This window comes from Paraperibacillus marinus (assembly GCF_046237605.1).
Lineage (GTDB): Bacteria > Bacillota > Bacilli > Bacillales > DSM-1321 > Paraperibacillus > Paraperibacillus marinus.
This window is the reverse complement of record NZ_CP143542.1, coordinates 2,201,996-2,215,259: the sequence shown is the minus strand read 5'-3', so window position 1 is coordinate 2,215,259 and position 13,264 is coordinate 2,201,996. Positions and strand designations below refer to the sequence as shown.

The window sequence follows — 13,264 nt, the reverse complement described above, 5'->3', positions numbered from 1 at the left end:
ATGGAACGTCTCATTTATTTATACGGACTCGTTCCGGCAGGTGAAATAGAGCAGCAGCCGCTGCCGGCATTAAAGGGATTTGATGGAAATGAAGAGATATATTCCATCCCGGCAGGCAGTATTACAGCAGTTGTCTCCAGCCTCGATCCGGTCGAGTATTCGGAAGAAAATATCAAGGACAAAACAAATAATGACATGGAATGGCTTCAGGAGAAAGCATTCCACCATCATGAAACAGTTTTAAAGCTGTCAAAGGAGTACACCATCATTCCCCTGAAGTTCTGTACGCTGTATAAAAACCAGGGAAGCTTGGTACAGGCTGTACAGACCAATGAGTCTAAAATGGTGGATACTCTGGAACTGCTAACAGGGAATGAAGAGTGGAATCTCAAAATCTACAGCGATGACAAACTCTTAAAAGAAGAAGTAAGTAAAAATAATACAACGATAGAAACCAAAAGGGAAGAAATTAATCAGCTGCCTAAGGGAAAGCAATTTTTCGAAAAGAAAAAGCTTGATAAGCTGATTGAAGCTGAACTGGAAGAAGAAAAAAATAAAGTCAGCGAAAAGATTCATGAACATCTCCAAACATTCACTCTTAAAGGGAATATCAAAAGAACCTGGAACAAGGACGTGACTGGCCGGAAAGAGAATATGACCTGGAATAGCGTCTATCTTATTCCGGTATCCGGGGTAGAAGAGTTCCTGCATCAAATTCAGGAGTATGAAAAGGACATGAAGGAAAAAGGCTGGCACTTTGAAGCGTCAGGCCCTTGGCCGGCCTACCATTTTTCCAGTTTTTCATAAAGCGCCTTTCATACTGAAAAGTGAGGAATAAATGATATGTCTTCCATAAGAGAAACCATAGAAAACAAGGATATCGGTTTAATTGATATATTGGATGTCATTCTGGATAAGGGTGTCGCCTTAAAAGCAGATTTAGTGATTTCCATTGCGGGTGTCGATCTGGTGTATTTAGATTTGAGACTTTTGATTGCTTCCGTAGAATCACTGGTCCAAGCCCAGAATGGAACTCGCAAAACGATATCATCCGAACAATTCGATAGACAGAGGGAGGAGTTGATCGATGCAACCGGCCAGCCAAGCAAATGGTAAAATCAATCTCGATCCGGACAATGCAGAACATGGACTGGCGCAGCTGGTTTTAACGGTTATAGAGCTGCTCAGACAGATTGTGGAAAGGCACGCCATCAGGCGGGTCGAGGGCGGGACCCTGACAGATGAACAAATTGAGGACTTAGGGGTAGCCCTTATGAATCTGGAAGAAAAAATGGAAGAATTAAAAGAAATTTTCGGTCTTGATGCTGAAGACTTAAACATTGATCTTGGTCCTTTGGGAAGTTTGCTGTAACTAAAACAAAGAAGGTGGAATCAAAAATGGCAGTTGAACATAATGTACAATCCAGCTCGATTGTAGATGTCCTGGAAAAGATTCTGGACAAAGGTGTGGTCATTGCCGGTGACATCACTGTAGGCATTGCGGACGTTGAACTATTGACGATAAAAATACGCCTTATTGTCGCCTCTATAGATAAGGCTAAGGAAATAGGCATGGATTGGTGGGAAACAGATCCATACCTATCTTCCAAGGCTGCCGACAGCAACAATAATGAACTTATACAAGAAAACAAAAGGCTTCAGGAAAGACTGGAGGCCCTGGAAAAAAACATGGCTTCAAACCGATTAAAATCGCCAGAAATTAATTATTGATAGGAGTTTTAATTTTGGAAAAGACAAATAAAGAAAACCAAGAAAAGAAAACGAACGAAAAGAACGAAGAAGGAAATGCTTTAAAACGAACTCTTGCCGGAGGAGTGATTGGAGCAGCTGTCGGCTATTTGGCTACTCCAGAGAATGCCAAAAAACTGATGGAAATCAAGAGTGGAGAAAAACTAAAGAGTTCAGGTGCCGGTCTTGGCAAAGCGGTGAAGGACAAGTCAAAAAAAGCGGCAGCTTCAGTTATGAACTCAACCGCCAAGCTGTTTCATAAAAAAGAAAATGTTCCTATCGACGGATATTCAAACCAACAGGAAGACAGTTCTGATAATGAAACAAGCCTGCAATCCGGTATGAAGGATCACACTAATCCAAATTCCGAACAATCATCAAAGAAAGAAAATGATAAGACCAATGATCACAGCAATGATAAGGCCAATGCAAAGACCAATGATCAAAGCAATGATAAGATAAATGACCGTCTGGACCGCCTGGAAAAGATGCTCGCGCAGCTTTCTGAAGGCTGATAGATTCATTAATTTATTGAATGAGGCAAAAAAACATAAATGATGTATATCTACTATTTGGAGGGATTTTTAACATGGCAGAAGAAACAAAGAATAACCAGACAGAAGAATTAATGAATGAAGAAAATCAGACAGAAGAAACAAAGAATAATCAAAATCAGACAGATGAAGCAAAAAATGACAAGCAGACTGAGGATACAAAAAAGCAGGGCTCAAATAACAGCCAGCTAATTCGTTCGCTGGCAGGCGGCTTGATCGGGGCTGCAGTCGGCTATGCGGCATCTCCGGAAACCGGGAAAAAGCTTAAAGAAGTGTTTGATGGCGAGAAGCTATCCAGCAAAGGATCTGATATAGGACAGGCTGTGAAGGAAACATCGAAAAAAGGCTTAGAATCTGTGAAAAACTCGGCCTCTAAACTGTTCCATAAAGGCAGTGGAGAATCCAGGAAAGAAGAAGCTGAAGATGGAGCCGCTAAGGGGCAATCGAATGATTCAGCAAGTGCAGCCAATGAGACAAGTAAGGAAGACGTAAATAAGCGGCTTGATTCGTTAGAAGAAATGCTTTCCAAGCTCCTTCAACAGAAATTGGGGCAAAAGAATAATGAATCTTCAAACGATAGTGAACAGCCTTCAAATACCTCAGATCAAGAAAAGAGTGCACAAGAAGGCAAAGAAGACAGTCCTATTCCTCAGGGGAATAATGAGCAGGATTCAGAGGAACAAGACTCTGGATCATACCTTAAATCCTCACTTGGCAACAGCGGATCTGAATCCCAGGACAGCAGTGAGAATTCACAATCCAAACCAGAGGGATCCGAGGGTTCAAAATCTCAGCCTGTAGGAAACGATAAAGACGGTTCACAATCCAAGGACGATCAGTCAGTAACTGGAAAAGACCGAGAAAGTGAAGAATCTCAGCCCCAGGAAGATGAGAATAACCCAAATAATGAAGCATCAACGCCTGAAGGACAAAATGACGATTTCAATCAGGGAGAAACTTCAGAAGAAGATACTGAAAGCAGTGAGGATCAATCTGAATCAAAAAGTCCAGAAAGCGGGAAAAGTTCCGAAACGAAATCATCACAGGAGCAAAGCGAAAACAGCGCGGATTCTGACAGCAATCAAGACGGACAGTCAGACGTCGCCGATAATTCCCAGCAGTCAGGCAATCAAGAGTACGAGTCACTAAAAGAAGAAAATAAAAATCTCCAAGACCGTTTAGGCAAGATAGAAGGACTTCTTTCCGCCATGCTGGAAAAAAAGGGCCAGGGTCAGGAAGAAACATCTGATACGGATCAAAATGAAGATTCACAGGAATCTCAAAAAAAAAATTTAACAGCTGATGAAGACAAGTCAGAAGATCAAAATAAAGAAGGATCTGATAGTGACGAAAATTCAGAGGAACAGAAACAAAGCGAATCATCAAATGGTTTAGCAGACAGCGAACAAACAGAAGATAATGAGCAAACAGATGGCAGCGAACAATCAGCAGACAGAGAACAACCAGAAGACAATGAACAAACAGGTGACAGTGAACAGACAGAAGGCAATAAACAAACTGATGACAGCGAACAAACAGAAGACAATGAACAAACAAATGACAGCGAAAATCAAAACCAGACTGCATTGACAGACTTTGGCAATGGTAAAGAACAGCATGACAGCGAACCAAATACAGATACTGAACAAGGCCAGGACCAGGATGAAAACTCATCCAGTGAAAAAAAGGAAGACAAAGGCATTGATGAAAATAAGCAAGGCAGCCAAAATAATGACAGCACAAGTGAATCAGAGGGCAGTAAAACAGAAGATGCAGGTGTAAGAACTGAAATCTCTGGAGACAGCGGTCAGATCAGTCAAGACGACAGCGGGAATCAAGACTCAGAAGATAGTGAAGAAACATCAGAAAACACAGATAAAGAGCAAGAAGAGGGTTCAGACAGCGATAAACCAAAAAGCGAAGAAAACACGGATAGCTCTAAGAACAAAGTCGAAGAAAAAGAACAAGAAGATGGTACAGACAGTGAAAAAACTGAAAGTGACGTAAAAAACAAAGATCAAAATCAATATTCAAGTGAAGAAAGCTCAGATGACTCAGAAGATAAGAAGGAAAGTAAAGAGCAGGAAGACGGTACTGACAGTGAATCAACAGAAAGCGATGTAAAAAACGAGGATCAAAATAAAGATTCCAGTGATGAAAAACCTGATGAAACTGAAGAAACAGATGAAGGTAAAAAGCAAGAAAACGGCACAGACAATCAAGATAATAATAATGAGAATAAAGAAGCTGACAATCAAAATGCCGATGCTGGAGATTCTACAAAAGGCTCTAACAAAGGCGGAGAGTCTGTAACCAATCAGGATATGAATAATCAGGATGAAAACACTGAAACTGATCAAGATGAAGATGAAAAAGAGTCGGCAGATTCTGAAGATGAGAATCAAGGTAATTCGGATGGAGCAAGTAAAAATCAAGAAAAAAAAAACTCAAAAAAAAATAACAATGTAAAAAATCAAAATAAGTCCAGTAAGAAAAAAAGTAAAGCTGGTAAGAGCAAAAATGAACCTTATAATGTGGAAGCGACACCCAAACTCATGGACATGAATGAAAATGACCATTCCGTAGTCTCTGCCGATGAAGAAACTTATCTTCTTCTAAATAAGTTACGAAAGGAGACTTGACGATGAGCAGTACAAAGGACAGTATTCTGGAATTTTTAGTCCAGGCCGCAAATAAGCATGATTTTGAACTGGATATAACCTTAAATGTCAAAGGTGCAGTAATTACTGGCACAATGATTTCAGCTAAGGAGTATTTCAGTTCGCTGAGCGAAACGTTTGAAGATGGAAATGAAATCGCCCAGGCGATCAGCGAGCAGATGGCACAGGCCGGTGAATCATCCCAGAATGACAATTCTGAGGCGAACTTTATCCATATGAAGGAATCAAAAGTTTACTGTGGCGACAGCAAACCAACTCCTTCCAAAGGAAAAATACTCTGGCGTGGTAAATTAGCTGAAATCGACGGATTCTTTTTAGGGAAAATTTATGATAGCAGTGAAAAAGATTCATAGTACAAAAAACAGCAAATAAAAGCAATTGTCAGTGGGGGAGCTGGCAATTGCTTTTATTTCAGTCTGTCGCCAAACAGAGAGTCTTCTTTCGCTACCGCATAAATGGAACTGGGCTACTTTATCGGGTCTCTGCATGCAAAGTAATTTTATTTTATTTAAAGCTGTTTTCGACTAACAGGCCCGGTAACAAAATTTGTAAAGTTTTCCATTATAAAAGAATTATATACTTCAGTAAATTGTTCAGCTTCTTCTAAGAAAGGGTAATGATTACTTTTCTCAAAGATCACTAATTTAGAATTAGGTATTCCCTCCTCCATTTCAATAGAGTATATTACGGGGCACTGAACATCATTTCTACCGCAAATGATTAAAGTAGGGGTTGATATACACTCCAGCTTTTTTGTTACATCAAAAATCTGCAATTCCCGGTTAAAAAAATTCATACGAATCGCAGACATCCCTTTACTAATGTTTTTATTAAAAAGCTCGTCATATTTTTCAGGATTGAATAAAGATAGTTTTGTTCTTTCAGCTATTAGCTCTTGTCTTTTTTGGGGTGATATATCTGAACGTTTCAAGGTTTCAATTAGTTCTTGCATTCTGTTAAATTTAGAGTGTTTAGGATTAAAAATACAATCTTTTGAGAACGTCATATATTCTCTTGAGGCAGCTCCGACAATCACAGTAAATTTTAGTGATTTTGAAAAGTATATTGCATAGATAATACCTAACATACCTCCAGTTGAATGCCCGGCAAATCCCCATTTATCTAAACCCAATTCTTCTCGAATAGCTTCTATGTCAAATATGGTCTCCAAGAAGCTTAGTTGATATGGTTCTACGGCTTTCTCTGAATTACCTGCTTCTCTTAAATTTATCAAATATACTTTGTTTGTTTTTGTAAATGTCTCCGCAAAATAGTCGCCTGTCAGATTAAATACTGAATAATGATGGGTAACACAAAGTGGGTCTCCTTCACCTTTAATAAATATTTCAAATACACCACGTGATGTTTGAAGTAAGTTTCGTACCCAATTACCCATTAAAATCTTCCTTTCTTGTAAAAGCAAAGCTACCCCTGTTAGTTGTCCAGATTATTTCATGCATAATTCAAATATACTCTAGTAAATGACTGCCTAACAATTATTTTCTTCCTGATATAAGACAGTCGATAAACACTTTTTTAATAGTAATTTCAGTAATCCTTCTTAGTTAACTTCCCTGCAAGTCTTTTAAGGAGAGAAGTGCGGTGCTGCTGTTTCCTGAAAAAAATTATGAGTGTAATCCTATTCTCCCAGGGAAGGTCGTCATCCAGCTCATGATTCAGCTTATATCGGTGCCTCTATCTCAGAAGGTAAGGTCCGTTAGTATTTTTGGACCAGTAGGGGATGGGGATCTGGAGAATCTAAAGTAATTTGAGGCCCAGAAGGAATGAGCTTTTGAAAGTCTTCCCATTGAAAAAAAGATCTCTTCCAAAAGAGTGTAGCTACTGATAAATCTTGTAAGAAGATTAAATCATTAGGAAGTGTACTTCCGCTTCAGGCGCTAGACTCCTGATTCAGCTCCAGCTCCAAGGCTTCCGACTCTCGAGTCATAAGCCAAGCCGGCTAAGAAAGATTATCTTCATCACTTTTAGTAAAAAAACTCATTTCCAGGCTGAAACATAGAAAACTTGCTCATTGGCGAGCGACTGGTGCGAAAGTGAACTTAACACCAATAAATTCAGCAGGCAACATTCTCCACTTTTCTTGGAGAGCCGGACAGGGGAGACCCTGCAGTAAAAATCCTGGAGGCACATTGAGGTGTAAGGTGGGGGACTTATGAAAATGAGGAATGCATTTTAAGATTTTTATATACACACTAGCATGATTATCTCTCAACTTTACATGGATTCTTTGATAAGATAGCTATATATGATTCCGATGTAGTTGTGGATAACTATTATCAACAAGTATATCTGAACCCGATGTAGCTGTGGATAGGAGGAATTTATGAGGAAAACAGAACTGGTTAAAGGGATAACAGAAATGATCGTTCTCACGTTTCTGGATGTGAAGGACATGTATGGATACGAATTGAGCTCCAAGGTAAACAGGGCCAGTGAAGGCTATATTACGTTAAAGGAGGGTACTTTGTATCCGTTATTGAAGAAGCTCGAGGAAAAAGGATTTATAGAAAGTTATTCGGCTGTTTCCAAGGAGGGGCCGCAGCGGAAATATTATAAGTTATCCACAGCAGGAAAAGCTGAGCTTAACAGACAGAAAAAAGAATGGAGCGTATTTCAGAGCGAGCTGATAAAACTGCTGTTTTATACAGAATAGATTTTTAAAAACAGCAAAACAAAAATTCCTTAAAATGCACTTTTCGTAGTTGTTATTGCAGGATACCAGCAAAAGCTGCGATATCCAAATGCTGCAACAGCATAAAGTTTGCTGTTTTTTCATTCTTTACATAAAAAAACAGGCAGCGATTTGCTGCCTGTTAAACAATCAATTATTGTAAAGAAGTTCCGGCTCCTCAAACTTTTCATTATAAGTAACTTCAAGGTCATGATTGTCAAAATACCACAAATCACTTTCTTCTATAAAGAAAGTAATATCATTTTTCTGGACGGAAGCTCCCGGATTGATCGGATCATCCTTGGAGATCCCTAGGGAGAATCCGCTCTGAACCGTACTGCAGCCTCCATATCGGGCTAGAAAACGGACAAAGTCGCCTTTTTTCAGATCCATTTCTTCTGTGTACCATTTTAAAGCTTCATCGCTGATTTTAATTTGCATGAAATGTACTCCTTCCCGCAAGTATAACACTATAGTCAGTATAGATGAAAAGGGGTGGAAAATCGAATATCAAGCCTTATGTTAACCAGAAGGGCGCCCCTTGAACACTTTATTTTTATTTAACCCAGCGTGACATATGCGCCATCGTTTCTGTATAGCTCTCCTTTTTTCTCAACAGTCCCATTTCCCCTGCTTCCATTAGAGGAATAATTCGAAACCCTTTCCTGTTGCTGCTCATGGTAAAGGTAGGGGTAAACTGGTATGAATCTATCGAGACCCGGGCACCTTCAGCTGTGGTCTCTTTACCAACTGTGACTGCAAGTACTCCTCCAATATCCTTAAAGTCCCTCATTTGCCCGGATAAAAAATTGCCTAATGAGTAAACCACAAGGCTGCGCCGATCTCCATGTTCAATCCATTCTATCGGCTGCAAAACATGCGGGTGATGGCCGATTATGATATCAGCACCAGCCTCAGCCATCATTTTGGCCCATTTCTTCTGATCATCCGTCGGAAGTCTTTCATACTCGCTGCCCCAGTGCGTACTGACAACAACTGCATCCACTTTAGTCCTTGCCTTGCGTATATCCGTCAATACCTGATCAATAGAAAAGAGATTTACCATATATGGTTTTCCAGGGGGCAGGGGATTCCCATTTAAGCCATAGGTGTATGAAAGGAATCCGAAGGAAATCCCTTTTTTTGTGTTGATTCTCAGTTTTTCGCTGTCTTTTTTATCCTTATAGGCGCCTGTATAGGGCATGTTGATGTCTTCATAATGGGCAATGGCCCTTTGCAGCGCTTTTTCGCCATGATCCATCGAGTGGTTATTAGATATCGTGACCAGGTCCACTCCCATCCTTTTCAGTGTATCCGCTATTTCATAAGGACTGTTGAACGAAGGGTAAGAGGACAGGCCAAGTTCTTTGCCTCCGATCATGGATTCCTGGTTTGCAATCAGCAAATCTGGATTCTGCATGTAAGATTTGACGCCTGAGAACATCTGGTCAAACTGGCACCGGTTTTGGCGGCATGCATCCTCATACACCACATCATGGAGGAGAATATCCCCGACAGCACCGATAACTGCCAGGGTCTTAGTCTTCTTGTCTGTAAGGTGGCTTGCCCTCAAGTGCATGGAAGCGGGATCTCTCTTGACTTCCATGGGTTGTGTGCGGCGTCCTGTTGTATATAAGGCGGCAGTGAGGATCAGGGTAAGGGCAGCGCAGACTGCAGTTCCTTTAACATATATCTTTTTCATCGTGGTTCTCCTGTTTTTCACAGAATGTATTTTTATTATTATATGAAAAAACAAAGCAAATATATAGATGGCATCTTATAATTTTCGTTTCAGCCAATGAGCAAATAAAACATGAGTTTTCTACTCGCAACCTCGGTCAAGAGCAGGAACAAACACAATGGGGTGGTGGAGCGGATTAAAACGCAGGCGGGAATGCCATCCAAATAAATGATGGACACTCCAAGCTGCCAGAAGCCTTATGATACATGGAGCCCCGCCCCTTTTTCACAGAAAAAAACATGGATTCCCATATTCGGGAACCCATGTTTTATTGACTCTTTGTCAGCCATTTCACTTTTGGCTCTGTACCATTTTTGATCCTGACAAGATTCGCCCTATGACGGTATAGGATGAAAATCGTGAGAACCGATATGACGATGATGAGGGGAATGTCCCAGATGACCAGGGTATAAATGAGAGCGCCGACTGCTGTTAATATAGAAGAAAGTGATACATATTTGGTTATGTAAAGGCAGATTAAAAATATCGCCAGCACAAGTACGAACATAATTGGAACATATCCGAGGATCAACCCGCCGGAAGTTGCTACAGCTTTGCCGCCCTTAAAGCCTGCAAACAATGGATACATATGGCCGATTACGGCAAATACGCCGGCTATTAAGGGGTGGATGTCCACGCCCAATAAATGGGGAAGGACCACAGCAAGCGTTCCTTTGAGTATATCCATCAGGGTCACAATGATGCCCGCTTTCTTACCGAGGATCCTGAAGGTATTGGTGCCTCCGAGATTGCCGCTGCCATGCTGCCTGATATCCGTTTTATAAAAAAGCTTTCCTATGATCAAGCCTGAAGGGATCGATCCTATAAGGTAAGCCAATGCCAAAACTACAATCGTCATTTCAGATAACCCTTTCTGCTATTTGTGTAATTTATTTTACCATGAGTTCAGTAAAAATCCATGATTTGTTTCACAATAAATTTTAGGAGGAAGTCATGAGATTAGGCCGGGGGATTTCAGGGAATTACATATTGTTAGATAGACCAGCAATTATAAGGAGTGAATGAGCATGGAAAATCCTTCGAGGGAAGAAATCAGGAACATTTTAAAAAAAGCAAAGAGGATTGCTGTGATCGGGCTGTCGGAGAATCCGAATAAAACTTCGTATATGGTCTCAGAAGCCATGCAGAATGCAGGCTATGAAATCATACCAGTCAATCCGGAAGCGAAGTCGCCGATCCTCGGTGTCCACCCTGTACGGTCCTTGAGTGAGATTGACGGGCATATAGATATTGTGAATGTATTCAGGCGCTCGGAATTCCTGCTGGATGCAGCCAAAGAATTTGCCGAGGCCAATGCGGACGTATTCTGGGCTCAGCTGGGGCTCTATAATGAAGAAGCTTACCAATTTTTAAAGGAAAAAGGGGCAGTTGTCATAATGGACAGATGCATCAAAGTAGAGCATGCGATGACCAGATAGTCCGCTGGCACCGCTTTTTACTTGCTGACCGCGGCGGGATGCCCCGTCCGGCGGATGTATTCATATCAAGCAGAAAAGGGAGCATCTCTGATGCTCCCTTTGTATTGGAAAGAAAAAATGATATACTTACCGGGGTTAAGTTCAAGGAGAATAAACACGAGCAGGACAGCAGGCAGGATCATTACATAAATAATTTTCTTTATCCTTAAATATTTTAGGGATATTTGCTAATCAGCGGATAACAGCTAAAATAAAAGGGACAGGCTTTTTTAAAAAGCCGTGAATTCAAGATCGCCCAATTAAAAGAGAACGTTTGTTCTTTCTTTATGAATGGGCTATAATTAAGGTACCTGCTTAGGCAGAAGCTTTTAAATAAAGATATAAGCTTCTTGCCCGTGAGAACGGCTTTCGCACGTATAGAAAGGGGATTTTAAGTGTCAAAGAATGTAAAACCAATAGAATACAACGATGATGCCATCCAGGTGCTGGAAGGCCTGGAAGCTGTAAGGAAGCGCCCCGGTATGTATATTGGCAGCACTGACTACAGAGGGCTTCATCACCTGGTTTATGAAATAGTCGATAATTCTGTGGATGAGGCGCTGGCTGGCTATGGCAGCCACATTATTGTCAAAATCCACAAGGATAATTCCATATCGGTCGAAGATAAAGGACGAGGCATGCCGGTTGGCATGCACAAGCTTGGTAAGCCGACTCCTGAGATCATCCTTACCGTGCTGCATGCAGGCGGAAAATTTGGACAGGGCGGCTATAAGACGAGCGGAGGGCTGCATGGTGTTGGAGCTTCTGTGGTTAATGCCCTCTCTGAATGGCTTACTGTCACGATTAAAAGGGATGGATTTGTTTATCAGCAGCGCTTCGTTAACGGCGGCAAGCCGGAGACGACTCTTGAGAAAATTGGGAAGACCAACCAGACCGGAACAACCATCTTCTTCAAGCCCGATTCCTCCATATTCTCGACAACCGTTTTCAATTATGAAACATTATGCGAAAGACTCAGGGAATCCGCTTTCCTTCTTAAAGGAATGAAAATTGAAATAGTTGATGAACGGGACCGCCTGCGGGAAGTGTTCCAGTTTGAAACAGGAATAGAGGCATTTGTCGAATATATTAATGAGGAAAAGGATCCGCTTCACAAAGTAGTGAGCTTTGAAGGGGAACAGAACAGCATAGAGGTGGATTTTGCCTTCCAATTCAATGACGGGTATTCCGAATCCATCCTGAGTTTTGTCAACAATGTAAGAACGAAGGATGGCGGCACCCATGAAATAGGTGCAAAAACTGCAATGACGCGGGTGTTCAATGAATATGCCAGAAAATCCGGCCTCTTAAAGGAAAAGGACAAAAACCTGGAAGGCTCAGACATTCGGGAAGGCTTGTCTGCCATTGTATCTGTGAGGATCCCGGAAGAACTGCTACAGTTCGAAGGACAGACCAAGAGTAAGCTTGGTACAAGTGAAGCCCGGTCAAGCGTGGATGCCATGGTTTCTGAGCATCTTGCTTATTTCCTTGCGGAGAATCCGGATATCAGTTCCCTGCTCATCAAAAAGTCAATCAAGGCTTATCAGGCAAGGGAAGCTGCAAGAAAGGCCAGGGAGGAAGCACGCAGCGGGAAAAAACGGAAAAAGTCCGATGCAATGCTGTCTGGGAAGCTGACTCCCGCTCAGTCCAGGAATCCGGCCAGAAACGAAATTTATCTGGTTGAGGGGGATTCGGCGGGAGGTTCCGCCAAGCAGGGACGAGACCGTAAATTTCAGGCAGTCCTGCCGCTTCGGGGCAAGGTAATCAACACCGAAAAGGCTAAGCTTGCAGATATATTCAAAAATGAGGAAATCAATACGATCATCCACGCCATTGGTGGTGGAGTCGGACCAGAATTCAGCGTCGAAGACATCAACTATGACAAAGTGGTAATCATGACAGATGCAGATACGGACGGTGCGCATATCCAGGTACTTCTGCTAACCTTCTTCTACCGCTATATGAAGCAGCTGATTGAGCATGGGAAGGTCTATATCGCACTGCCTCCGCTCTATAAGGTATCAAAAGGATCCGGAAAGAAGGAAGTCGTGGAATACGCCTGGAGCGATGAGGAATTGCAGGGTGCCATGAAAAAGGTAGGCAGGGGCTATATCATCCAGCGCTATAAAGGGCTAGGCGAGATGAATGCCGATCAGCTGTGGGAGACAACCATGAATCCGGAAACACGGACACTCATCAGGGTCAAAATCGATGATATCGCACGCGCTGAGCGCAGGGTGACTACCCTGATGGGCGATAAGGTCGAGCCCCGCAGGAAATGGATTGAATCCAACGTAGCCTTCAGCCTTGAAGATGAGACGAATATACTTGAAAACGAAAATATCCACGTGGAAGAGGAGGTCCAATAA

At 41.8% G+C, this 13,264-nt stretch carries 14 protein-coding genes; 10 read left to right on the top strand and 4 right to left on the bottom strand.

Going from position 1 to position 13,264, the window contains the following annotated elements; all coding sequences use genetic code 11:
• The 7 genes from V1498_RS11280 (at position 1) to gvpU (ending at position 5,337) form a co-directional block, all read left to right on the top strand.
• Entirely contained in the window at positions 1 to 807 is an 807-nt protein-coding gene (locus V1498_RS11280; protein WP_409293704.1) for a GvpL/GvpF family gas vesicle protein, read from the top strand.
• 36 nt (positions 808 to 843) lie between these two features.
• On the top strand, positions 844 to 1,116 hold the full coding sequence (locus V1498_RS11275; RefSeq protein WP_409293702.1) for a gas vesicle protein: 273 nt from the start codon (positions 844 to 846) through the stop codon (positions 1,114 to 1,116).
• Positions 1,088 to 1,372 (top strand): gas vesicle protein K, encoded by a 285-nt coding sequence (locus tag V1498_RS11270; RefSeq protein ID WP_409293701.1) that lies wholly within the window; start codon positions 1,088 to 1,090, stop codon positions 1,370 to 1,372. The genes V1498_RS11275 and V1498_RS11270 overlap by 29 nt, the downstream gene beginning before the upstream one ends.
• A gap of 26 nt (positions 1,373 to 1,398) precedes the next feature.
• Positions 1,399 to 1,731 carry a gas vesicle protein gene (locus tag V1498_RS11265; protein WP_409293699.1) on the top strand — a complete coding sequence of 111 codons (333 nt, stop codon included), beginning with the start codon at positions 1,399 to 1,401 and terminating at the stop codon, positions 1,729 to 1,731.
• Between the two features lie 14 nt (positions 1,732 to 1,745).
• Entirely contained in the window at positions 1,746 to 2,264 is a 519-nt protein-coding gene (gene gvpT / locus V1498_RS11260) for a GvpT/GvpP family gas vesicle accessory protein (protein WP_409293697.1), read from the top strand.
• Positions 2,265 to 2,338: 74 nt separating this feature from the next.
• Positions 2,339 to 4,945 (top strand): GvpT/GvpP family gas vesicle accessory protein, encoded by a 2,607-nt coding sequence (gene gvpT, locus V1498_RS11255; RefSeq protein WP_409293695.1) that lies wholly within the window; start codon positions 2,339 to 2,341, stop codon positions 4,943 to 4,945.
• Positions 4,946 to 4,947: 2 nt separating this feature from the next.
• Positions 4,948 to 5,337, top strand: a complete 390-nt coding sequence (gvpU, locus tag V1498_RS11250; protein ID WP_409293694.1) for a gas vesicle accessory protein GvpU — start codon at positions 4,948 to 4,950, stop codon at positions 5,335 to 5,337.
• Between the two features lie 155 nt (positions 5,338 to 5,492).
• Here gvpU and V1498_RS11245 read toward each other — a convergent pair whose 3' ends face one another.
• On the bottom strand, positions 5,493 to 6,380 hold the full coding sequence (locus tag V1498_RS11245) for an alpha/beta fold hydrolase (RefSeq protein ID WP_409293693.1): 888 nt from the start codon (positions 6,378 to 6,380) through the stop codon (positions 5,493 to 5,495).
• A 948-nt stretch (positions 6,381 to 7,328) separates the two neighbouring features.
• Between V1498_RS11245 and V1498_RS11240 the strand changes: the two genes are divergently transcribed.
• Positions 7,329 to 7,658: a PadR family transcriptional regulator gene (locus V1498_RS11240; protein WP_409293691.1), complete on the top strand. Its 330-nt coding sequence runs from the start codon at positions 7,329 to 7,331 to the stop codon at positions 7,656 to 7,658.
• A gap of 168 nt (positions 7,659 to 7,826) precedes the next feature.
• Here V1498_RS11240 and V1498_RS11235 read toward each other — a convergent pair whose 3' ends face one another.
• From V1498_RS11235 to plsY, 3 genes are all read right to left on the bottom strand, one after another.
• Positions 7,827 to 8,117, bottom strand: a complete 291-nt coding sequence (locus V1498_RS11235; protein ID WP_409293690.1) for a HesB/YadR/YfhF family protein — start codon at positions 8,115 to 8,117, stop codon at positions 7,827 to 7,829.
• A 115-nt stretch (positions 8,118 to 8,232) separates the two neighbouring features.
• Positions 8,233 to 9,378, bottom strand: coding sequence for a CapA family protein (locus V1498_RS11230; protein WP_409293688.1), 1,146 nt, complete (start codon positions 9,376 to 9,378; stop codon positions 8,233 to 8,235).
• A gap of 307 nt (positions 9,379 to 9,685) precedes the next feature.
• Entirely contained in the window at positions 9,686 to 10,276 is a 591-nt protein-coding gene (plsY, locus tag V1498_RS11225; RefSeq protein WP_409293686.1) for a glycerol-3-phosphate 1-O-acyltransferase PlsY, read from the bottom strand.
• 163 nt (positions 10,277 to 10,439) lie between these two features.
• Between plsY and V1498_RS11220 the strand changes: the two genes are divergently transcribed.
• Complete coding sequence (locus tag V1498_RS11220; RefSeq protein ID WP_409293684.1) at positions 10,440 to 10,856, top strand: CoA-binding protein; 417 nt, start codon at positions 10,440 to 10,442, stop codon at positions 10,854 to 10,856.
• A gap of 434 nt (positions 10,857 to 11,290) precedes the next feature.
• Entirely contained in the window at positions 11,291 to 13,264 is a 1,974-nt protein-coding gene (gene parE, locus V1498_RS11215; RefSeq protein WP_409299065.1) for a DNA topoisomerase IV subunit B, read from the top strand.

What these genes read in the sequence shown, in the direction of transcription:
- V1498_RS11280 (WP_409293704.1), top strand. Translation starts at nt 1, where the DNA reads ATGGAACGTCTCATTTATTTATACGGACTCGTTCCGGCAGGTGAAATA.
- V1498_RS11220 (WP_409293684.1), top strand. Translation starts at nt 10,440, where the DNA reads ATGAGCATGGAAAATCCTTCGAGGGAAGAAATCAGGAACATTTTAAAA.
- gvpT (WP_409293695.1), top strand. Translation starts at nt 2,339, where the DNA reads ATGGCAGAAGAAACAAAGAATAACCAGACAGAAGAATTAATGAATGAA.
- V1498_RS11275 (WP_409293702.1), top strand. Translation starts at nt 844, where the DNA reads ATGTCTTCCATAAGAGAAACCATAGAAAACAAGGATATCGGTTTAATT.
- V1498_RS11270 (WP_409293701.1), top strand. Translation starts at nt 1,088, where the DNA reads ATGCAACCGGCCAGCCAAGCAAATGGTAAAATCAATCTCGATCCGGAC.
- plsY (WP_409293686.1), bottom strand. Translation starts at nt 10,276, where the DNA reads ATGACGATTGTAGTTTTGGCATTGGCTTACCTTATAGGATCGATCCCT.
- V1498_RS11240 (WP_409293691.1), top strand. Translation starts at nt 7,329, where the DNA reads ATGAGGAAAACAGAACTGGTTAAAGGGATAACAGAAATGATCGTTCTC.
- V1498_RS11265 (WP_409293699.1), top strand. Translation starts at nt 1,399, where the DNA reads ATGGCAGTTGAACATAATGTACAATCCAGCTCGATTGTAGATGTCCTG.
- gvpU (WP_409293694.1), top strand. Translation starts at nt 4,948, where the DNA reads ATGAGCAGTACAAAGGACAGTATTCTGGAATTTTTAGTCCAGGCCGCA.
- V1498_RS11245 (WP_409293693.1), bottom strand. Translation starts at nt 6,380, where the DNA reads ATGGGTAATTGGGTACGAAACTTACTTCAAACATCACGTGGTGTATTT.
- V1498_RS11230 (WP_409293688.1), bottom strand. Translation starts at nt 9,378, where the DNA reads ATGAAAAAGATATATGTTAAAGGAACTGCAGTCTGCGCTGCCCTTACC.
- V1498_RS11235 (WP_409293690.1), bottom strand. Translation starts at nt 8,117, where the DNA reads ATGCAAATTAAAATCAGCGATGAAGCTTTAAAATGGTACACAGAAGAA.